Consider the following 19,612-nt stretch of genomic DNA (forward strand, 5'->3'; position numbering starts at 1 on the left):
GCACCAACCCACCGATTTGTGTAAAATAAATTTGGCGTTGCTTAATTGTTGAATGGTACGCCCTCGAAATTTCAGGTAGGGGAAAGGTCTGGTCGGTTTTTTATTCGGGGGTTCCCCCCTAATAAAACCGCCGCTTCATGAATTACCCCTACCTTAAATTTCAGGGCTTGTCTCAAAGGTAAATCATACCTGAATTCAGCAACGCCAGAAAATTATTTAGCATCCAGAAATAATGGTAGGGGCAATTCATGAATTGCCCCTACCATGTTTTTAGAGTCTATCTACCGACAAAATCATTTAAAAATCTAGTAAAATAGTTTAAATCTTGAATGTAAATTGTGTTCTTTTCGATCGACAGAGCCGAGCCTAATGTTCATAATGAATTGCGAGAATGGCTAGTAGCTGGCACAATCAACCTGAACTCGCAAACTGAGCAACCAGAGCTACTGAGAAGGCTGCAAATAAATGCCAGAGTTGTATTCTTGATTCAAGAGACAGCCTTATTGCAACCCGAAGATTTTCGAGGGGTTAAAGACGAACGAGGGAATTTACAGGCTGGAGCAATTGTTACAGAAATGGAGGATCATTTATACTTAGACTATATCGCAACAGCTCCTTGGAATCTGATTGCTACTTTACCAAAGCATAGCAAGGGTGCTGCAAAAAGGCTCATCTGCTCGATCGTCAGAGAAAGTTTCGACAGAGGTTATAATGGTCGAATTATTGTAGATGTAGCCGGAAGTGCTGGATTCTATCAAAAAATGGGATTTATCGAGACTGGGGAAGGATCGGTTAATATTCCTGAAATGGTTTTAATAGCAGTAGCCGCTAGAAAGCTAATAGAAGAAAATGTCTGAAACTTTGACGGAAAAAACATTAGAAGTCTTAGAGCTAGAAACTGGAGCTATGGGATGCCTCAGTCCCGAAAGACATCAGCAAAGGTGGCTACAAAAAGTTCAGCAGCTAGAAAAGCAAATTGCTGCGGCTAATTCTCCATCTGAAAAGCTCGATTTAGAAACAAAGCTAACTAAGCTTAATCAAATAGAGGCGAAAAAATCTGCACTGATAATGGATATCTATAATTTAAACTCCAATGAAGAAGCCTCGAATTCCCGCTTTGGCGTTAGCGGGTAAGGTTAAAATTTTGGGCGATATTGTTAGCCCAATTGTGGATGAAGATGATTGGGACTTTGAGTTTCCGTTTGAAAGAGCAAGACAAATTACACCAGCAGCAAGCCAAGAATTCAGAGCCGCGTTGGCGGAAAGCCCGCTCCCGTGGAGAATCGAGTCTTCAGATCGATCGAATATAATAAAAGACAAGCTTACCAGTGAAACCGATGGTCGCTAATTCTCTCTACTGGACAACCGCAGATCTCGATGCCATACCCGATAATGGCGGCTGGCTGCGTCATGAAATTATTGCAGGAGAACTATTTGTGACTCGCGCTCCCCACATCCGCCATCAAAGTGTTGGTGGTAATATCCACTTTGAACTAGAATTTTGGTCGAGAGAGACTAAGTTAGGTAAACCTTTTCAAACTCCTGGCGTGGTTTTCACTCCCACAGATGCGGTGATTCCTGATGTTGTATGGGCGAGTCAAGCGCGTTTAGAGCGAGGTATCGATACATCGGGACATTTTACGATTGCGCCAGAGTTGATGGTAGAGATTCTATCTGCTGGCGAACAAAATGAACAACGAGATAAGAGCGTAAAACTGAAGTTATATTCCCGTTATGGTGTACAGGAATATTGGATTGTCAATTGGCAATTACAAACTCTAGAAATCTATCGTCGCACCGATGCCCAACTGCAATTAGTGGCGACTCTGTTGGCTGGCGATACTCTAACTTCACCATTATTACCTGGATTTAGTGCGGAGATCGATCGAATCTTTTCGTAAATAAAAATAGCATACAGCCAAAACTCAATCTGAAACAGGATCGGAAGACAACCCTTAATTTTACTTCGTAACAATAGCATCCATTAACTAGCGATCGACTCTTTCAACTAAAATTGAGTCATAACTATCGATCGATCTACCCCACCAATGCTCACAACTGCCCCTCTGCTAGTAGTTCAGGATGTCCGTGCTGGCTATATTCCTGGCTCGGATATTCTCAATGGTATTGATTTTGTCGTGCAACCAGGCGAATTAGTCGCAGTCATTGGCGGAAATGGTGCGGGAAAGTCTACTCTGGCGAAAACTATTTTTGGGTTGTTGACACCGCATAGTGGGACGATTACCTTTAAAGGCGAGCAGATTGGCGGGTTAAAATCCGATCGCATCGTTCAGAAGGGGATGTGTTATGTCCCCCAAATCTCGAATGTATTTAAGTCGCTGACGATCGAGGAAAATCTGGATATGGGTGGTTTTATCCGCTCTAGCGATCTCAAGCAGCTCAAGCAGAAAATATTTACGATGTTTCCCCGATTAGCGGAGCGTCGCAAACAACGTGCGGGAACGCTTTCTGGTGGCGAACGCCAAATGTTAGCGATGGGGAAAGCCTTGATGCTCGATCCTGAATTGCTGGTACTAGATGAGCCATCCGCAGCACTTTCACCCGCTTTAGTCACCGATGTTCTCAAGCAGATTAAAGCAATCAATCAAAACGGTACTGCGATTGTACTTGTCGAGCAAAATGCTAAAAAAGCTCTAGCAATGTCCGATCGAGCTTATGTATTAGATATTGGTATCGTCAAACATGAAGGTATTGCTGCTGACTTACTCAAAGATCCCAAGGTAATTGAAACCTATCTGGGTGTGGGTGGACACTAAAATTAAGTCGTAAGTCGTAACTTTATGATGATTCTAAATTACGCTTTCAACTTCTTGCACTGAGCGTCAGCCGAAGTGTCAAGTTTCAACTTTCAACTTCTTCAGTTTCCATGTTAAACCAGAAATAAAATTAGTAGTAATATGAGCCACAATCGGAACAAAAAGATTGCCTGTTTCAACCATTGTAAATGCGAGAATCATCCCCACAATTGTCGCCCAAACTGCATACGGCCATTGTTGAATATTAGTCATATGCAATACGCCAAAACAGAGAGAAGATAACACGATACCGATCGGATCTAAACCCAGTGCAGGTAACATTACCCCCCGAAATAATAATTCTTCACTCAATCCAGGTAAAAGTCCCAACCAAATCAGATCGGGTACAGCGAGGGGTTTTAATACCATTGCCAGATAAAAATCCGCACTCTCTCGATAAGTAGCCCAAACTGCATATACAATCGTACTCAAGCCCGTCAATCCCAGTCCCAACGCTATTCCCATCCCTAAATCTACTACCGTCATCGTCAGCGGACGTAGTTGCAGATCGCCAAAATACAGCCATAGCTTGGCAATTCCAAATAAAATTATGGAAGTTACCGCCATTGCAATCAAAATCTGAATCCGCGATAAAGGTTCGATCTCTGGATTTTGGGAGTTACTCATCTCTTAGGGGTAGAGGGTAGAGGGTAGGGAATAGGGAATGGATATGTAGCTTTAATTATCCACATTCTTTAAGTCGATCGATCTGGGGATAAAAACTATCGAGACTCATTCCAGCTCGATCGACAGTAATGACACCGATCGCTTCTAAGTAAGATCTTACCGCGATTGCCTTAATTCCTAGCGTTTTTGGTGGTACTAACATCCGAGTGTGATTTTCCGCCACTGTAATAACTTTAGTACGAGGCGAACGTGCAAAACTAATTAATCCACTCCCCCCACACGCAGATTCAGGCACAATTACCGCATCAACTTGATCATTCCAAATTCTCCCCGTTCCCCCGTCACCCCGTCCCCCCGTCGTCACAAACTGCGGTGCGCGACTCAATCCCACCAAAACACAGGATAAGAAAGTATAACCTAATTCTTCTGCTGCCGATCGAGGCGAAATCTCAGGATCGATCGGCAGTGGTGATAAAGCAGGTGCATGAGCGCATGGCACTCTAAAGGTGCGAACGACGAGGTGGCTAATTACGGCTTCAGCTCCAGCCAATGGATCTACGCCAGTTCCATGTCGATAGTCGTGAAGAATTGTCGCCCCAGGATCGTCGGGAAATCTCGCAATGACAGCAATAGCTTCGGCACCAGCGACATTAATCAATTTATCCACTGCACGCAAGAGACTATCAGGCTGTTCGATCGTCCCCCAAGAGGCTCCAGAAGAGGCTGTACGCAGTTCTACACCCAATGGCATATCCGTGACGACATAATCGGTAATATCTAGCCCTAGCGTCGCCCTAGCAGCATCTGCAGCTTGGAGATGTCGGACGCGCAACTCATCGGAGATCGATCGATCGAATACAATCCCGATCCGATTCCGCCGCACTGGTTGTAATCCCCATGTACCAGCAGCAAATTTGTCTAAGGCGTAACCCTCGACATAGAAAGCGTTTGGCATACTCCAGTATAACTGCGCCCCATTCATCACATTTGGGTGAGTTATTAGTCGATCGCAACTAGCTGCTACTGCTCTGGCGATGGGTAGAGCATCCCCAGCATAGCCACCCATCGCAGCACCGATACCTGTGGGAACAATGAGAGCTACCGTGTAAGGACGATGCATAAAGAGTCGAAAGTTGTAGGGGCGGGTTTATACTAACATTTATGACGAAGCTAGAGATGTAATTTAAAACCTGCCCTCACCACTAGAGAATTTGTAAGTTGACGTTTGTGGGTGGTACGTTACCCTATCGCCAATTTAAGTTGATTCTCGACAATGTTAAAATACATAGATAAGATTAGCATCGCCATAAGTCAACTAAAATTAGGTGAAAAATTTATATGTTTTATCTGCTTTTTCTAATACCTGGAATGTTGCTGATGATGTGGGCGCAGTTTCGCGTTAAAGGCACTTATGACAAATATGCTCAGATTCAATCCAGTATGGGGATGACAGGAGCGGAAGTTGCTGAGACAATTTTGCGTGAGATGGGTATTAGTAATGTATCAGTAGAACCGATTGGAGGAGAATTAACGGATCATTACGATCCGAGTGCCAAGGCGGTGAGATTATCAGAAGTGGTATATGGTTCGACATCTCTCGCTGCGGCGGCTGTCGCGGCTCATGAATGCGGACATGTACTCCAAGATGTCAAAGGCTACAAGCCGATGAATATTAGGGCGGCTTTAGTTCCAGCAGCTAATTTGGGTTCTAATATCGGCCCATTACTAATTATGCTGGGTTTTGGTTTCAATGCAATGGGTAGCATCAGTACCATGTTTATTAATATTGGAATAGCCTTATTTTTAGGCGTAGTATTGTTTCATCTTGTTACTTTACCCGTTGAGTTTGATGCCTCAAATCGCGCTTTGAAATTGATTGATGAATTGGGCATTCTCCAAGGTGATGAAAATAAAGGAGCAAAAAAAGTCTTAGATGCTGCGGCTTTTACTTATGTAGCTACAGCTTTATATTCTGTGCTCCAACTCGTTCAATTGCTATTCTCTCGTCGTGATTAATGTTAAGATTTTGATAAATTAACTATTCAAAAGTTAGCACGCACAGATCCCCGACTTCTTCGAGAAGTCGGGGATCTAAATATATAGTCTTTAGATCGCCCGAAAAAGAATGAGTTTCATTGAAAATTTAAAAAATTGTTGGCAGCAAAACAATTCACTAGTATGTGTCGGTCTCGATCCAGATTTATTGCGGTTGCCGAGTCATTTTGAAAAAACTGCCGATTCTATCTTTGAGTTTAATAAAGATATTATTGATGCTACTCATGATCTAGTTTGTGCGTACAAGCCCCAAATTGCATACTTTTCAGCTATTTCGGCCGAAAGACAGCTAGAAAAAACGATCGACTATATCAAATCAAATTATCCACAGATACCCATCATCCTCGATGCCAAACGCGGCGATATTGGCAGCACGGCAGAGATGTATGCAACAGAAGCATTCTCCAGATATAATGCAGATGCTGTAACGATCAACCCCTACATGGGTTATGATTCAGCAGAACCGTTTTTGCGATACAAAGATCGTGGTGTAATTCTACTTTGTAGAACCTCTAATAGTGGTGCTGGAGATATTCAAGATTTAATCGTAAATGGTATTCCTATCTACGAACATGTCGCCAAACTTATTTCCGAAAAATGGAATGCAAATAATAATTGCCTGTTAGTTGTCGGTGCAACATGGCCGAATCAAATGACAAGAATTAGGAGTATAGTTGGCGATATGCCATTCCTCGTTCCAGGTGTCGGTGCGCAAGGTGGTGATGTGGAAGAACTGGTTAAAGCAGGTCAAACAAAAAACGGTACAGGGCTAATTATTAATTCTTCCAGAGCAATTTTGTATGCGAGTAGTGGTGCAGATTTTGCAGCAGCAGCCAGAGCCGAAACGATCGCCCTCAGAGATACTATCGATCGATTCAGAAACATTAGCTAGCAATTTGTAGCTCAATCTTTGTAGACCTCAAATAGGATTGCTATATATCTTCAAGTCGAATAACTTTAGCTATTGTTTTGAGATGTCTTCTAAATGAGCTACCAGTGATTGGAGACCTAGATAATAGCTATTTGCTCCAAAACCACTAATTTGACCGACGACGATCGAAGCTAGATAGGAATGGTGGCGAAATTGTTCGCGTTTGTAAATGTTACTAAGATGGACTTCTACCGTCGGGATTTGGACTGCCGAAATCGCATCGCGGAGCGCAACGCTAGTATGAGTGTAAGCTCCCGCATTAATGACAATCCCCTGCTGCCGATCTCTGGCATTGTGGATAGCATCGACGAGGACACCTTCATGATTGGACTGCAAACACTCGACTACTGTATTGAGAGATCGACCCAATTCGACTAATTTTGTATCGATCTGTGCCAAAGTTGACACGCCATAAATCCCTGGCTCCCGCAATCCCAGTAAGTTGAGATTTGGGCCGTGCAGAACCAGCACGCTCAACTGGTGTGGATTTGGGTCGATCTTCATCATCCGATTGCTCGACTATCGCGATCGACCAACTCTGTCGTCTACAGGAATTGGGATCAGCTCTTGTTCGGGCTGCATTTGTGGGCCTAGCAATGCCTCAATCAGCTTACCAGCCCAATGCTCGATCTGTTCTAATACTTTTTTGATATATTCCATCAGGTAGCTTACTCCAAATAACGACCGAGTCTAAACCAGCACTTCCACCAATAGATTGGGTTTTAATTGAATAGGACGATCCCTAAACGTGGTTTACATCACTTACTGTTACCTATTGTAAAGCTAAATCTCATTAATAGGTTAAGTGTGTTTATGTCCAAATTATAGCATTTATTTTGTCGATTAAATCCCAAAACTCTTTCAGCGTAAGCTTTTCGCTAGCATTCAGACAGGAAGATCGACTTCCTTAATTAAATATTAAGATCGGGTCAAAACAATTGAAAACAATTTTCCCAGAGAATTAAGATCGGATTATGAGTAGAGCAAACCCCTGTCAGGACTGAATTTTAGACGGAATGACATAGATTAAGCCAGAAATGAGAGTAAAGAAAACAGACAACCAAAAAGCGACTAAACCATAGAGATCCCAGTTATCGATCGATAGCGGGGCAATAATTATCGCGATCGCCACGATCTGACTTACAGTTTTGAGCTTACCCCAGATATTAGCACCACTAATTTGAGTTTGACCGACTCGCCAGCCAGCGATCGTCAGTTCTCTAGCTAAAATTAGACAGACACCAACCGCAGAGACCAGATGTAAATCGATTAGCACCAGTAGCGGAATCAAAATCAGTAACTTATCGACTAACGGATCGAGGAATTTCCCCAAATCGGTGACTAAATCTAACTTGCGGGCAAGATAACCATCGAGCCAATCAGTCAAGGCGGCAACTATAAATATCCCAAACCCAATCCACCGAATGGTTAGGCGATCGTCGTAAAGACAATAAACGACGACCGGCAAGCCCAGCAGTCGCGAAAGTGTGATCGAGTTGGGTAAATTCATGGTTTGAGGGAGTGGGGGTGTGGATGAGAAGACTATATATCAAGTCTGCAATGCCAATAGGATAAAAACTACTAAAGATACATGTACCAATCGCCACAGATCGATCGAATCGGCTAAATTTATGGTTTCAAGTGTTGGGAAGAGGGTGATTTGCGGGCATACTAGTGAGGTCATCATTCACTAGCACTACAGATAGCTATTTTAATCAAGAGGCAATGTTAGAGTGTGAATGCTCTTGGCATTGGCGAAGGCGATACCAATGTGGATCGACATCGCTGCCCCAACTGATTATTCACCCTAGGATCGATAGCATGAGCACTAGACACAACAACGTTCCAACACTAGTAAATCTTTCCATTCAAGAGGCGATAGCTTCGGTACCTTTTTTGAGTGAATTGCCTGCAGAGGCACTCGAACCAGTCCTCGCTCATGCTGCTGTCCGCAATCATCCTGCCAATCAAACGATCTTACTAGAAAATGATTGGGGTAGCTCGGTTTATTTTGTATTGAGTGGCTGGCTCAAAATTCGCACTTATAATGCTGACGGACGAGAAATCACCCTGAATATTGTCGGTAGAGGTGAAATTGTGGGCGAAATGGCAGCATTGGAGCAAGTACCACGTTCTACCGATGTTCTGAGTTTGACTCCTGCAACGATTGTCAATATTCCGGCTGAAGATTTTGTCCGACTGCTCAAAACTGAACCCCTAGCCGGAATGCGACTGGCGCAATTAATGGCTAGGAGATTACGCCAAGTCAACCGACGATTGCGATTGAGGGAATCCAATAGTGCTTCGCGCGTCGCCGATACACTGTTATTTTTGGTTGAGGGACAGGGTAAAACTGTTTCCGAAGGAATCTCGATTCCTAATTTACCGCATCGCGAACTGAGCAGTATGAGTGGTTTGGCACGAGAAACAGTCACGCGGGTGCTGACAAAAATGGAAGCCGCTGGATTAATCGCTCGCCATCAAGATATCCTCCTGATTCCCGATGTGGCGGCATTGGAAGCGAGTATTGTCTAAGAGATAAAGTCGATCGTCACTATCGAAAATAACGCTGGCTGTTCGCTGGACAATCTTAAGTTATAGACTGATAATTTAATCTATAACAAAAAACTGATTCGTGCCTGCGTGAGTATATGAACAAAGTGATATTATCCTTATTGGGTTGTTCGAGTTCCATTGCTACAGTTTTGGTGCCTGGTTCGATCGCCAGTCCCGATCCAGCCAAGACGATTCCGTACCCTGAGGTGATTAATCTCAAACGAGTGCCAATTTTCGATGCATATGGGATGGTACCACGAACGGCGATCGCTAGCAAAAATTCACCTATTAGGTCTGCAACCAAACCACCTTTAGTCACAGCCAATCCGATCCCAATTACAGTCGATTTAGTCAGTAAAACTGTTGGGGAAGTGGCGATTAAGAAACATGGTAGCGATAGTCTCGGTTATCGACATCTCGCGCCTAGCATGATGGTCTTAGGATATAGTTCGCCCAGTAATTATTCTCGGCGGGTGATGTATTGAATTAAAAGGAAAGATTTGCTCCGTTCCAGCACCGCCTGGGGATGAATCCCCAGTCTACTAGCGCAAGTCCTCTTCAGAGGACTTGCGCCGCGAGCACCGCCCTACCCTGCGGGAACGCTCCGCGAACAGTCGCGGGCGATATTGGAATGGAGCAGAGATTCTTCACTCGATCAACTGATTTAGAAAGTGAGGATCGATCGAATTGCTTTGCCACTATGCATTGCCTCAAAAGCATCATTGACTCGATCGATCGGCATAATTTCACTTACCAAATCATCGATATTAATCTTGCCATCCATGTACCAATCGACGATTTTGGGGACATCCGTGCGCCCTTTAGCCCCACCAAAAGCCGTTCCCTTCCAGACTCTACCCGTAACTAGTTGAAAGGGTCTGGTGGCGATTTCTAGCCCAGCTCCAGCGACACCGACGATGACGCTCACGCCCCAACCTTTGTGACAGCATTCTAGTGCCTGACGCATGAGATTGACATTGCCGATGCATTCAAAACTATAGTCGGCACCACCCTTTGTTAGATCGACTAAATAGGGGACTAAATCTCCTTCCACCTCCTTGGGATTGACAAAGTGAGTCATGCCAAATTTTTCAGCCAGGGGACGTTTCGCGGGATTTAGATCGACACCGATAATCATATTTGCCCCGACTAGTCGAGCGGCTTGAATCACATTCAAACCGACACCACCCAAGCCAAACACCACCACATTTGCACCTGGCTCGACTTTTGCGGTATTAATTACCGCCCCAATCCCTGTTGTTACGCCACAACCAATCAGACACACCTTTTCAAACGGTGCGTCAGAACGAATTTTCGCCAGGGCAATTTCGGGAACAACTGTATAGTTAGCAAAAGTGGAGGTCCCCATATAGTGGTGCAACATTTGCCCCTCATAGGAAAAACGACTACTCCCATCGGGCATCACTCCGCGCCCTTGGGTGAGTCGAATCGCTTGACAGAGATTGGTTTTACCACTGAGACAGTAATCGCAATTGCGGCACTCTGGGACGTATAAAGGAATCACTCGATCGCCGGGTACAAGGCTGGTGACACCCGCTCCAACTTCCACAACGACCCCCGCACCCTCATGTCCTAAAATTGCGGGAAATAGACCTTCTGGGTCGGCTCCAGACAATGTATAAGCATCGGTATGACAAACTCCAGTAGCTTTGATTTCGACTAATACTTCTCCCGCTTGGGGTGGAGCGAGATCGACGGTAGTAATTTCTAAGGGTTTCCCTGCTTGGAACGCAACAGCGGCTTTGACTTGCATAGATGAGTGTGGAGTGTTGGTTATTTATTATCTCGTAGCTATTTCCAATTTGCTCGTTGTCGGAGAAATATTTAAGATAGTGGTGAGAGTATTTAATCATTACCTGACAACAATTATGCCGATCGCAATATCGACTCAACCACTTCTCGGTCAATATTGGCAATGGCGGGGCGAGCAAATTTATTATGTGCAAGCAGGAACGGCGAGAGCGGATCGATCGCCATTACTATTAATTCATGGATTTGGAGCATCGACAGATCATTGGCGCAAGAATATTTCCGAACTCAGTCAAGAATTTCAGGTTTGGGCGATCGATTTAGTCGGCTTTGGACGTGCGGCAAAACCAGCCTGGAACTACAGCGCGGATCTGTGGCGGGAGCAACTGCATGATTTTATCACTCAAGTTATTAATAAACCTGTCGTCCTCGCAGGTAATTCGCTCGGCGGCTATGCAGCTTTGTGCGTCGCCGCACAACATCCCGAAACCGCTGCTGGTTTAATTTTACTCAATAGTGCTGGCCCTTTTACCGATAGTACTCATCCCAAACAACCCAGTCAAGTCCAAAAAGCTGTCAATCGGGGGATTACGAGCGTTCTCCGTCACCCAATCGGCAATTCACTGCTGTATAAATTCGTCCAACGCAAGACATTTATCCGCAATACTCTCAAAAAAGTATACGTAGACCAAACTGCGGTGACAGAACAGCTCATTGAAGAAATCTATCGCCCTTCTTGCGATCCAGGTGCGCCCCAAGTATTTGCTTCCGTCTTTAGCAACCAACAAGGAGAAAAAGTAGATATATTACTCGGTAAAATGCAGTGTCCGCTCCTGATGATTTGGGGCGAAGGCGATCCGTGGATCGATGCCCGTCAGCGCGGTGCAAAGTTTCGTGACTATTGTCCTCAATTACAAGAACATTATCTCCAAGCTGGTCACTGTCCCCACGATGAAATTCCAACTCAAGTGAATGCAATTATTCATAATTGGTTAGTGAGATTCGGATAGACGGCTGTTGAATCGAAAGTGGAAGATTCTAGAATTTTGGATTGTCACTAAATAGATATCGAATAAAAACAGTAAGCAACGATCCGAGGGTAACGCTTAGAGCAATTCCGCCAAATGCCCAAAGTCGATCGTCTAATTTAATTAGCTTTGTTTCTACTGAGCCTAATCGTGTGTCTAGTTTGTCGATCTTGCCCTCTAATATGTTGAATCCCAAGTCAATTTTCTTGTCCAATGCTTCGATCTTCTTGTCGATCTCCACGAAACCTCGATCTATTTTCTTGTCTAGACTCTGGATTAGATCCTTTAGCTCTCGCAGGTCTGTCTCTGTTTTTTGTGCCATGATGGATCGTAATTGATTTATATTTTATATCCTCGCTAGTTCTCATCTGACGGGGGTATTCTCATTATAAGTGTCCCAAAATATTTGAACTTCTTGGTTGAGATTATGCATACTCCCTTCCCAGTGTTAAATTAGACATCTATGGTAGTGCGTGAATGGTGGATGGTGAATGGTGAATGGTGATTTCAATCGTCTATTTCTTGGGTGGGAAGGGTGTAATGGGGATCGCCCGATCCCCATTACACCCCCAGATAGTAGTTATTACCGAACCTGATGAGTCAAACAACTATTCCCAATCGCCAAAAGTACTGTGTTAAGATTTAGTGACACTCAGACAAGCAGCAGGGGATGGAAAACAGCCATGTTTGAACGCTTTACAGAAAAAGCCATTAAAGTAATCATGCTGGCCCAGGAAGAAGCACGTCGCCTGGGGCACAATTTTGTCGGTACCGAGCAGATCCTACTAGGATTAATTGGCGAGGGTACTGGCGTAGCAGCAAAGGTCTTGAAATCGATGGGGATCAACCTCAAAGATGCACGGATCGAAGTTGAGAAAATTATCGGACGTGGCTCAGGGTTTGTTGCCGTTGAAATCCCCTTCACCCCCAGAGCGAAGCGAGTTCTAGAGTTGTCTCTAGAAGAAGCCCGCCAACTGGGACACAATTATATCGGTACCGAACACCTACTACTCGGATTGATCCGCGAGGGTGAAGGCGTAGCCGCCAGAGTGCTGGAAAATCTCGGCGTGGACTTAACTAAAGTTCGCACTCAGGTAATTCGGATGCTGGGCGAAACCTCCGAAGGTGGCGTAGCTACAGCTCCAGGTGGCAGATCTGGTCCTCAGAAAACGCCGACACTGGACGAGTTTGGTTCCAACCTGACGCAGATGGCGCACGACGGTAAATTAGATCCCGTCGTCGGACGAGCGAAGGAAATCGAACGAGTGATCCAAATCCTCGGACGACGGACTAAAAATAATCCCGTCCTGATTGGTGAGCCAGGTGTTGGTAAAACAGCCATCGCTGAAGGTTTAGCCCAGCGGATTGCGAACCAGGATATCCCAGATATTCTTGAAGATAAGCGCGTTGTCACTCTGGACATCGGTTTACTCGTTGCTGGAACTAAATACCGTGGTGAATTTGAGGAACGCCTCAAAAAAATCATGGATGAAATCCGCCAAGCGGGAAATGTGATCCTGGTGATCGATGAAGTCCATACCTTAATCGGTGCGGGTGCTGCTGAAGGTGCGATCGATGCGGCAAATATCCTCAAACCTGCACTAGCACGGGGTGAGCTACAATGTATCGGCGCGACCACTCTAGATGAGTATCGCAAACACATCGAACGGGATGCAGCCCTAGAACGTCGCTTCCAACCTGTCATGGTCGGCGAACCGAGCGTGGATGAAACGATCGAAATCCTCCACGGTTTGCGCGAACGCTACGAGCAACACCATAAACTAAAAATTACCGATGGTGCTCTAGATGCTGCGGCGAAACTAGCCGATCGCTATATATCCGATCGATTCTTGCCAGATAAAGCGATCGATCTGATGGATGAAGCTGGCTCCCGCGTTCGCCTACTCAATTCCCAACTCCCTGCTGCGGCGAAAGAATTGGACAAAGAATTGCGGAAGGTCCTTAAAGAGAAAGACGAAGCCGTCCGTTCGCAAGACTTCGATAAAGCAGGTTCTCTCAAAGACCGCGAAATCGAAATCAAAAACGAGATTAAATCGATCGCTCAAACCAAGAAAGCTAACGACGAGACCGAAGATCGCGTGATGCCCGAAGTCACCGAAGAAGACATCGCGCACATTGTTGCTTCTTGGACTGGCGTACCAGTCAGCAAATTAACCGAATCTGAGTCGGTCAAGCTGCTAAATATGGAAGAAACTCTCCATCAGCGGTTGATCGGGCAAGAAGAGGCTGTTAAAGCTGTTTCCCGTGCAATTCGTCGCGCTCGTGTGGGTCTGAAAAATCCGAATCGGCCGATCGCCAGTTTCATCTTCTCTGGCCCGACTGGAGTTGGTAAAACTGAGTTGACAAAAGCTCTGGCGAACTACTTCTTCGGTTCCGAAGATTCGATGATTCGGTTGGATATGTCCGAGTATATGGAGCGTCACACCGTCTCCAAACTAATCGGTTCACCTCCAGGTTACGTCGGCTACAGCGAAGGCGGTCAATTGACCGAAGCCGTTCGTCGTAAACCTTATACCGTCGTCTTATTCGATGAAATCGAGAAAGCGCATCCAGATATCTTTAATATGCTATTGCAGATTTTAGAAGATGGTCGCCTCACCGATGCCAAAGGACGCACGGTAGACTTCAAGAACACGATGATCATCTTGACCTCGAACGTCGGTTCCAAAGTAATCGAGAAAGGTGGTGGTGGTCTAGGTTTCGAGTTCTCGGACAACAAAACCGAAGCAACTTACAACCGCATCCGCAGTTTGGTCAACGAAGAACTGAAGAACTACTTCCGTCCTGAATTCCTCAACCGTCTGGACGAAATCATCGTCTTCCAACAGCTTACCAAGCCGGAAGTCAAAGAAATCGCTGACATTATGCTCAAAGACTTGTTCACTCGTCTGACCGAGCAAGGAATTCAGCTAGAAGTCACCGACCGTTTCAAAGATCGTCTCATCGACGAGGGCTACAACCCAGCGTACGGTGCGCGTCCTCTCCGTCGGGCGATTATGCGTCTTCTCGAAGATATTCTCGCAGAAGAAATGCTCTCTGGGCGGCTCAAAGATGGCGATACCTCGATCGTCGATATCGGCGAAGATGGTAAAGCGATCGTCACACCTAAGCAGGATAAATTATCTGTGGTGTTACCCGATTTATTAGCCCCAGTTGGCGAATAATCAATTTAGAAGTTAAATATTAGTTTAAAAAGGTGTACTGTAAGGTATGCCTTTTTTTTAGGTAGTACAGCGATTGAAACCATCCTGACAGATACGCTCCGCGAGTGCCGCTCTGCGAAGGCAGATGCTCCGCGAACGGAATGCAAAGTCCGCCTACGCGGACTAATTAGAAAACATCCTAATGACCTTGGCTGTGCTTGTTGGTATATGCATATTAATTGCGATTAACTAACATGTGAAGTACTATGTGCAGAGGGTAACTAAGAATGAAACTGTCCAAAGTAAAGGTATCACAAGTACTTTTCGTAGTAAGGAATACAGTCCTATGAAAATAATTGTTGGGTTATCAAGTATTGCCCTTGTTTCACTTTTTAGCATTGCTCCAGGTTTAGCGGTGGGTCGATCGAGCGCAGACATATCCGATCGAGATTTACCCAGCACAGGCAAAAGTATACTGGTAGCTGGAGAATTCAATACAGCAGAGCGCGATCGCAAGCGTGCAGAGCGGGACGCTGCTAGCGCAGAATACCGTAGAGCTGCTGAAGCGAGAAAGGATGCGAATAAAGCACTTCAAGCTGAAAACCTTGCCGCTGCTGAAGCCAGACAGCAAGAACGGGACGCACGTCAAGCTGAATACCGTGAAGAATACCGTAAAGGTTATGAGGCTCGACAGGCAGATTCAGCAGCCCGTCGAGCTGAACGGGAGGCACGTCAAGCTAAATGGGCAGAACGTCAAGCTATTATGGCTGCTGAAGCCCAGAAACGTGAAGCTGCTAAAGCGGCTGCGATCGAAAAAGAACGCGAGTATTATGCCAGTCTTTCTCCAGCAAAAAAGAAAGAATATGATGCTCGCAAACAAGCTCGACAGCAAGCTGCATTGAAATTTTGGGGCAATGTGCTGAGCACGGGGATAAGTATCGGTGGTTCATCGTCATCACCGCAAGGAAATAATTCAGGACAAGATGACTGGAGACAGCAAAATCAGCGTTCTGAACCTCAGCAGTCTTCTCCTGAGCCTGTTAAACCGATTTCATCTTTTTATGGGAATGGTCCTGGCGGGTCATTCTATGGACATTAAAACCCATTCTGAAATCAGGTTTGAACTCGTTTGCAAGTAGTCGATCTCGATTGAGTTATTGAGATCGATCAGTGGTTGTACTAAAAACGCTGAGAAACTAGACTTCTCAGAATTACGCTAGATCCCCGACTTCTTGGAGAAGTCGGGGATCTGTCTCCCGTGCTTCTCGATCCACAAAGTCCGCCTTTTCGGACTGAAAACAGAACAAATGTGGAATTTGATATTTTGGCGATCGATCTGACTAGCAGAATGTGGATTTAATTATAGCCCCAATCTGTTCGATCAATAATCTGCTTCAGCAGAACATAGAACTTCCCAATTAATCTACCTCTAGATGGTCGATGCCTCTGTAGTTCTTGATTTGGCGTAGCTCTTCTGATAATTGTAGATCGAAGCTGGGCGCGCACCCGCATTGGAAGCCCATTGTTTGAGAGCTTCAATTTGGGGTTTGGCAATTGTGGCTAATGGTACAGTTTCTTCGAGAGCGCGGATAATATGTTCGGTATTAAAATCCGATCGATTGCCTGTAGTTCCGCTACTAAAAGCCTGCTGCATTCCCTCGACGATCGCTTGTTCGATTTCGGCACCACTATAATCGAGCGAATGTCTGGCTAATAATTCTAGATCGAATTCTCGTAACCGACTGGGGCGGAGTTTTTGTAAGTGTACTCGAAAGATTTCTGGGTGTTGCTGAATTGGTGTATGATATGGCGATCGAGTGAAGCAGTTGCTATTCAATATGACGGTAATTGGTGGTTTTGGGTTGAGATGACTGGAATTCATCAACGATTATTTGCATAAACCCACCCCTTCAGTCCCCAGCTACACTGGGAATAATTCAAAATCCAAAATTGATTTAGATAATCTGACAACTTTCTAACTTTTGAACGATCGCCGTCAACATTTTACAACCCACCCAAAAATCACCCAAACCCCAACCCATCCAGGCTCCATTACGGGGTAAATGTCCGGACGGTGCATAAAGATTGAATTGTAGATCGTTCCAGTATAACCAATTATCATTAACACACCAACCTGTCATCCTGCCAAACCGACACCAGGCATTCCAATCGGGTTCGGCTGTGCCGCCGACACTGCGCCAAATTTCGGCTTGAATGCTCAACCCAAATCGATCGTTACTATAGGTTCTCCACAAATTATTAATAGTTTGCCACTGGAAACAATCGATTTTTTCTAAATCTTCTATCCTCAAAAAACCTGCTTCTTTCCGTTGACACAGATCCAACATTATTGTCTGAGTTTCTAAGTCAGCCGCTTGCCATTTTTGCTGCTGAAGCAATATTTTTAGATCGATCGTATTTCTACTCAAACTACCTAAAACCGCACCATCTATTGGTGGTCGTGCTTGAAGGTTTTGTCCGCCAAGTACAGCATCATATTTTCCTGGTCGATCTGGTTCTGACATGGTTTATCGATCGAGTAATGCTGGATTAAAATATCAATACGGCTTCAGTTTGAAGCTAAAGCCGTATTTCAAACCAAAAATACTTAATCACAACGATAGTATATATCAGCAGAACCTACATTGGACACTTATTTATCGACTCAAAGTTCGCAGAAAGCGACCTAAACTCGCAAACACACCAGGCGATTTTGCCGGAGCGGAATTATCCCCTGGAGTCGATGGCATTAGGATCGCGTCTAGCTCGTCTCCGACGGGCTTCTGAGGACATTCCGCCAGCAGGGTATAATCATCATTTTCTTCTAACCACACCTGCCATTGAGCTGGATAGCAGCGGTAGATTGCTGATGTTTCGAGGGGTTTGATATAGTAGGCGCAGGTGAGCGTTGTCAAGAATCTGTCGCGCAGTTGTCTGGCAGCATAACCGATGCCGACAATTGCCGCATCTTCAAGTTTAGGTAAGAATAATATTACCGGACGATCGCCTGCGGCATTACATAATTTTTCTACTTGCTCGACTTCTACCGCTGAAGGATCGATCGCGATATATAATTGGTCTTCAGCTTGAATCTTATCCGTTATCGGCGATCGACTACTACCTAAATCGTCAATCTTAAAATTAATATCTGTCCAATCTCGTTTTGCTAGAGCTGCTGCACCAGTATCGGTAAATAAGACCTTAAGCGTATTACCTCTGTCGATAAATGATTCGATAAATTGCCGTGCCAAATTCATCGACTTGAGTTCGGGAATTAAAATTTCGACGGTAATCCGTTTGTGTCCATCAGCGATCGCGGCTATCGTAGCAGCCTGAGCTAATGAGATCGATTCTTCGAGGGTAGTTGGTAGTTGTGACATTGAACCGTAGGAACTGACTCTATCTCTATTAGGTTACAGCTCGATCGGACATTGGCACAACAGTTTAGGTTTTAGGGTTGAGGCTGGAGAAGTTTGGCGCAATTTCCAGTCACCCTCTCCCAGTTCCCTGAGATCTCCTGTAGTTAAGGGGAAAAAGTATCATAAATTACCAAAACCCGATGGTTTCGATCCCTTTACCCTTTACTCCTTCCCCTTTTTCCTTCTAGTTGACTGAACTACTCACTCGGCAATAAGGATAAAATTCGATAAGGGCGTTTGCCCCAATAGCTTCCAGGTGCAAAGCTGGCTTCCTTTACTCCAGTGCTAGATTGAGCACCGATAAACTTTGCACCCCGAACATCAGTGACGATACCCATATGTGCTGATGAACCCCTCACCGAAGGGAAGACAATCACATCACCCACCAGCGGGGATTTGGTGAGAGAAAAGTCTGAATCATGTAAGTACTCACTTGCCATGCGATAGTCATAGCCCTCAAAGATCTGGTTATAGACGGCATAGACGAAGTGAGAACAATCAACCCCTTTTTTATCTTTACCGCCATATCGATAACGAGTACCTCTCCAAGATTTAGCTTCAGACGCAACAGTATTGAGATCTTGAGATGTTAAGATATCTTCTCGATTTTCGGTACTAGCATTTGCAGGTAGGATGGAGCCATAGATAACTAAGACGCAAACCAGAATTTTTTTATACATAGATGTATCGAATGGTAGATGATTTTTTAAACCCAATTCTTGTTAAGTTTTGACGGGGACAGTTAAAAGGCTGTTCCTCAATTCCATTCAGTCATTGAGCGATGATAAAACTGACTTACTCCCTATAGTTAAATTACCCAAATCCAGTGCTGTATCGATCGTTTATTTCGCAATTATTGCCATGACAAAATTCCCGCCTATCTCATGTAGAAATTAGCGGGGATTGTGATGATTAAAATTATGTGAATTACCACATACTGACTACCAAAGCAATCCGTGTCGGCTTCCCAATTCGGCGGGAATCGCCTCCAGAAACTTTGCTTTTATCGGTCTTACCTTCCCTCCAAGGACAGAAATCCCGGTACCCAAGATCTAAAATTTGACTCTTAGGATCACTTTGGCTCTCTTCGGCGAAGGCAGAGGCTACGCTCAGGGTAAGCTGTTTAGAGTTAACTGACAACACCTTACCGATTAGCTTGGTTTTTGCTGGTGGTATTGGCGATCGCGTTTTGTCGATCGGATCAGAGATTGGTGGGCTATTTACTGAAGATCCCGATCGTTTGCGG

23 protein-coding genes are annotated in these 19,612 nt (G+C 44.9%); 12 read left to right on the forward strand and 11 right to left on the reverse strand.

Features of this window, described 5'->3' with window-relative positions; all coding sequences use genetic code 11:
* Window positions 1–338 precede the first annotated feature (338 nt).
* From RMO55_RS19505 to RMO55_RS19525, 5 genes are all read left to right on the forward strand, one after another.
* The gene (locus RMO55_RS19505) at window positions 339–857 is read left to right on the forward strand and encodes a GNAT family N-acetyltransferase (protein ID WP_310429414.1); all 519 of its coding nucleotides are present in this window, start codon (window positions 339–341) and stop codon (window positions 855–857) included.
* Entirely contained in the window at window positions 850–1,134 is a 285-nt protein-coding gene (locus RMO55_RS19510; RefSeq protein ID WP_310429417.1) for a hypothetical protein, read from the forward strand. Before RMO55_RS19505 ends, RMO55_RS19510 begins: the two co-directional genes overlap by 8 nt.
* Window positions 1,094–1,348, forward strand: coding sequence for a hypothetical protein (locus RMO55_RS19515; protein ID WP_310429419.1), 255 nt, complete (start codon window positions 1,094–1,096; stop codon window positions 1,346–1,348). The genes RMO55_RS19510 and RMO55_RS19515 overlap by 41 nt, the downstream gene beginning before the upstream one ends.
* Window positions 1,338–1,901: a Uma2 family endonuclease gene (locus tag RMO55_RS19520; RefSeq protein WP_310429421.1), complete on the forward strand. Its 564-nt coding sequence runs from the start codon at window positions 1,338–1,340 to the stop codon at window positions 1,899–1,901. Before RMO55_RS19515 ends, RMO55_RS19520 begins: the two co-directional genes overlap by 11 nt.
* A gap of 147 nt (window positions 1,902–2,048) precedes the next feature.
* Complete coding sequence (locus tag RMO55_RS19525; RefSeq protein WP_310429423.1) at window positions 2,049–2,777, forward strand: ABC transporter ATP-binding protein; 729 nt, start codon at window positions 2,049–2,051, stop codon at window positions 2,775–2,777.
* 78 nt (window positions 2,778–2,855) lie between these two features.
* On the opposite strand, the gene RMO55_RS19530 is transcribed toward RMO55_RS19525, so the two are convergent.
* Window positions 2,856–3,443 (reverse strand): CPBP family intramembrane glutamic endopeptidase, encoded by a 588-nt coding sequence (locus tag RMO55_RS19530; RefSeq protein WP_310429425.1) that lies wholly within the window; start codon window positions 3,441–3,443, stop codon window positions 2,856–2,858.
* A 55-nt stretch (window positions 3,444–3,498) separates the two neighbouring features.
* Complete coding sequence (locus tag RMO55_RS19535) at window positions 3,499–4,563, reverse strand: DUF3326 domain-containing protein (protein WP_310429427.1); 1,065 nt, start codon at window positions 4,561–4,563, stop codon at window positions 3,499–3,501.
* A 218-nt stretch (window positions 4,564–4,781) separates the two neighbouring features.
* On the opposite strand from RMO55_RS19535, the gene RMO55_RS19540 reads away from it, so the two are divergent.
* Together RMO55_RS19540 and pyrF are read left to right on the forward strand one after the other, a co-directional pair.
* Window positions 4,782–5,459 carry a zinc metallopeptidase gene (locus tag RMO55_RS19540; protein ID WP_310429429.1) on the forward strand — a complete coding sequence of 226 codons (678 nt, stop codon included), beginning with the start codon at window positions 4,782–4,784 and terminating at the stop codon, window positions 5,457–5,459.
* A 109-nt stretch (window positions 5,460–5,568) separates the two neighbouring features.
* Complete coding sequence (gene pyrF / locus RMO55_RS19545; RefSeq protein WP_310429431.1) at window positions 5,569–6,390, forward strand: orotidine-5'-phosphate decarboxylase; 822 nt, start codon at window positions 5,569–5,571, stop codon at window positions 6,388–6,390.
* A 69-nt stretch (window positions 6,391–6,459) separates the two neighbouring features.
* Here the strand turns inward: pyrF and aroQ are convergent, their stop codons facing one another.
* From aroQ to pgsA, 3 genes are all read right to left on the reverse strand, one after another.
* Window positions 6,460–6,936, reverse strand: a complete 477-nt coding sequence (gene aroQ, locus RMO55_RS19550) for a type II 3-dehydroquinate dehydratase (protein WP_310429433.1) — start codon at window positions 6,934–6,936, stop codon at window positions 6,460–6,462.
* Window positions 6,937–6,948: 12 nt separating this feature from the next.
* Window positions 6,949–7,089, reverse strand: coding sequence for a hypothetical protein (locus RMO55_RS19555; protein WP_310429435.1), 141 nt, complete (start codon window positions 7,087–7,089; stop codon window positions 6,949–6,951).
* A 334-nt stretch (window positions 7,090–7,423) separates the two neighbouring features.
* The gene (gene pgsA, locus RMO55_RS19560) at window positions 7,424–7,939 is read right to left on the reverse strand and encodes a CDP-diacylglycerol--glycerol-3-phosphate 3-phosphatidyltransferase (RefSeq protein ID WP_310429437.1); all 516 of its coding nucleotides are present in this window, start codon (window positions 7,937–7,939) and stop codon (window positions 7,424–7,426) included.
* Between the two features lie 311 nt (window positions 7,940–8,250).
* Here pgsA and RMO55_RS19565 point away from each other — a divergent pair, with 311 nt between their 5' ends.
* Together RMO55_RS19565 and RMO55_RS19570 are read left to right on the forward strand one after the other, a co-directional pair.
* On the forward strand, window positions 8,251–8,964 hold the full coding sequence (locus tag RMO55_RS19565; protein WP_310429439.1) for a Crp/Fnr family transcriptional regulator: 714 nt from the start codon (window positions 8,251–8,253) through the stop codon (window positions 8,962–8,964).
* A gap of 116 nt (window positions 8,965–9,080) precedes the next feature.
* Entirely contained in the window at window positions 9,081–9,470 is a 390-nt protein-coding gene (locus tag RMO55_RS19570; protein WP_310429441.1) for a hypothetical protein, read from the forward strand.
* Between the two features lie 179 nt (window positions 9,471–9,649).
* Here the strand turns inward: RMO55_RS19570 and RMO55_RS19575 are convergent, their stop codons facing one another.
* Entirely contained in the window at window positions 9,650–10,759 is a 1,110-nt protein-coding gene (locus RMO55_RS19575; protein WP_310429443.1) for an S-(hydroxymethyl)glutathione dehydrogenase/class III alcohol dehydrogenase, read from the reverse strand.
* Between the two features lie 115 nt (window positions 10,760–10,874).
* On the opposite strand from RMO55_RS19575, the gene RMO55_RS19580 reads away from it, so the two are divergent.
* Entirely contained in the window at window positions 10,875–11,765 is an 891-nt protein-coding gene (locus tag RMO55_RS19580) for an alpha/beta fold hydrolase (protein WP_310429445.1), read from the forward strand.
* Window positions 11,766–11,793: 28 nt separating this feature from the next.
* Here the strand turns inward: RMO55_RS19580 and RMO55_RS19585 are convergent, their stop codons facing one another.
* Window positions 11,794–12,105, reverse strand: a complete 312-nt coding sequence (locus RMO55_RS19585) for a hypothetical protein (protein ID WP_310429447.1) — start codon at window positions 12,103–12,105, stop codon at window positions 11,794–11,796.
* Between the two features lie 361 nt (window positions 12,106–12,466).
* Between RMO55_RS19585 and RMO55_RS19590 the strand changes: the two genes are divergently transcribed.
* Both RMO55_RS19590 and RMO55_RS19595 read left to right on the forward strand, forming a co-directional pair.
* A complete protein-coding gene (locus RMO55_RS19590) occupies window positions 12,467–14,968 on the forward strand; it encodes an ATP-dependent Clp protease ATP-binding subunit (protein ID WP_310429450.1) in 2,502 nt (833 codons plus the stop codon).
* A gap of 325 nt (window positions 14,969–15,293) precedes the next feature.
* Entirely contained in the window at window positions 15,294–16,046 is a 753-nt protein-coding gene (locus RMO55_RS19595; RefSeq protein WP_310429452.1) for a hypothetical protein, read from the forward strand.
* A gap of 330 nt (window positions 16,047–16,376) precedes the next feature.
* Here RMO55_RS19595 and RMO55_RS19600 read toward each other — a convergent pair whose 3' ends face one another.
* From RMO55_RS19600 to RMO55_RS19615, 4 genes are all read right to left on the reverse strand, one after another.
* Window positions 16,377–16,829: a hypothetical protein gene (locus RMO55_RS19600; protein ID WP_310429453.1), complete on the reverse strand. Its 453-nt coding sequence runs from the start codon at window positions 16,827–16,829 to the stop codon at window positions 16,377–16,379.
* Between the two features lie 73 nt (window positions 16,830–16,902).
* Window positions 16,903–17,472 carry a GUN4 domain-containing protein gene (locus tag RMO55_RS19605; RefSeq protein ID WP_310429455.1) on the reverse strand — a complete coding sequence of 190 codons (570 nt, stop codon included), beginning with the start codon at window positions 17,470–17,472 and terminating at the stop codon, window positions 16,903–16,905.
* A gap of 132 nt (window positions 17,473–17,604) precedes the next feature.
* Entirely contained in the window at window positions 17,605–18,327 is a 723-nt protein-coding gene (locus RMO55_RS19610) for a DUF1995 family protein (protein ID WP_310429457.1), read from the reverse strand.
* A gap of 236 nt (window positions 18,328–18,563) precedes the next feature.
* On the reverse strand, window positions 18,564–19,046 hold the full coding sequence (locus RMO55_RS19615) for an NlpC/P60 family protein (protein WP_310429459.1): 483 nt from the start codon (window positions 19,044–19,046) through the stop codon (window positions 18,564–18,566).
* Window positions 19,047–19,612 lie beyond the last annotated feature (566 nt).

Origin of the sequence: Chamaesiphon sp. VAR_48_metabat_135_sub (assembly GCF_031418915.1) — a bacterium.
GTDB lineage: Bacteria > Cyanobacteriota > Cyanobacteriia > Cyanobacteriales > Chamaesiphonaceae > Chamaesiphon.

Bases quoted from the DNA above. Each gene is read 5' to 3' on its own strand.
- RMO55_RS19510 (WP_310429417.1), top strand. From the start codon at position 850: ATGTCTGAAACTTTGACGGAAAAAACATTAGAAGTCTTAGAGCTAGAA.
- RMO55_RS19515 (WP_310429419.1), top strand. From the start codon at position 1,094: ATGAAGAAGCCTCGAATTCCCGCTTTGGCGTTAGCGGGTAAGGTTAAA.
- RMO55_RS19520 (WP_310429421.1), top strand. From the start codon at position 1,338: ATGGTCGCTAATTCTCTCTACTGGACAACCGCAGATCTCGATGCCATA.
- RMO55_RS19525 (WP_310429423.1), top strand. From the start codon at position 2,049: ATGCTCACAACTGCCCCTCTGCTAGTAGTTCAGGATGTCCGTGCTGGC.
- RMO55_RS19530 (WP_310429425.1), bottom strand. From the start codon at position 3,443: ATGAGTAACTCCCAAAATCCAGAGATCGAACCTTTATCGCGGATTCAG.
- RMO55_RS19535 (WP_310429427.1), bottom strand. From the start codon at position 4,563: ATGCATCGTCCTTACACGGTAGCTCTCATTGTTCCCACAGGTATCGGT.
- RMO55_RS19540 (WP_310429429.1), top strand. From the start codon at position 4,782: ATGTTTTATCTGCTTTTTCTAATACCTGGAATGTTGCTGATGATGTGG.
- pyrF (WP_310429431.1), top strand. From the start codon at position 5,569: ATGAGTTTCATTGAAAATTTAAAAAATTGTTGGCAGCAAAACAATTCA.
- aroQ (WP_310429433.1), bottom strand. From the start codon at position 6,936: ATGATGAAGATCGACCCAAATCCACACCAGTTGAGCGTGCTGGTTCTG.
- RMO55_RS19555 (WP_310429435.1), bottom strand. From the start codon at position 7,089: ATGGAATATATCAAAAAAGTATTAGAACAGATCGAGCATTGGGCTGGT.
- pgsA (WP_310429437.1), bottom strand. From the start codon at position 7,939: ATGAATTTACCCAACTCGATCACACTTTCGCGACTGCTGGGCTTGCCG.
- RMO55_RS19565 (WP_310429439.1), top strand. From the start codon at position 8,251: ATGAGCACTAGACACAACAACGTTCCAACACTAGTAAATCTTTCCATT.
- RMO55_RS19570 (WP_310429441.1), top strand. From the start codon at position 9,081: ATGAACAAAGTGATATTATCCTTATTGGGTTGTTCGAGTTCCATTGCT.
- RMO55_RS19575 (WP_310429443.1), bottom strand. From the start codon at position 10,759: ATGCAAGTCAAAGCCGCTGTTGCGTTCCAAGCAGGGAAACCCTTAGAA.
- RMO55_RS19580 (WP_310429445.1), top strand. From the start codon at position 10,875: ATGCCGATCGCAATATCGACTCAACCACTTCTCGGTCAATATTGGCAA.
- RMO55_RS19585 (WP_310429447.1), bottom strand. From the start codon at position 12,105: ATGGCACAAAAAACAGAGACAGACCTGCGAGAGCTAAAGGATCTAATC.
- RMO55_RS19590 (WP_310429450.1), top strand. From the start codon at position 12,467: ATGTTTGAACGCTTTACAGAAAAAGCCATTAAAGTAATCATGCTGGCC.
- RMO55_RS19595 (WP_310429452.1), top strand. From the start codon at position 15,294: ATGAAAATAATTGTTGGGTTATCAAGTATTGCCCTTGTTTCACTTTTT.
- RMO55_RS19600 (WP_310429453.1), bottom strand. From the start codon at position 16,829: ATGAATTCCAGTCATCTCAACCCAAAACCACCAATTACCGTCATATTG.
- RMO55_RS19605 (WP_310429455.1), bottom strand. From the start codon at position 17,472: ATGTCAGAACCAGATCGACCAGGAAAATATGATGCTGTACTTGGCGGA.
- RMO55_RS19610 (WP_310429457.1), bottom strand. From the start codon at position 18,327: ATGTCACAACTACCAACTACCCTCGAAGAATCGATCTCATTAGCTCAG.
- RMO55_RS19615 (WP_310429459.1), bottom strand. From the start codon at position 19,046: ATGTATAAAAAAATTCTGGTTTGCGTCTTAGTTATCTATGGCTCCATC.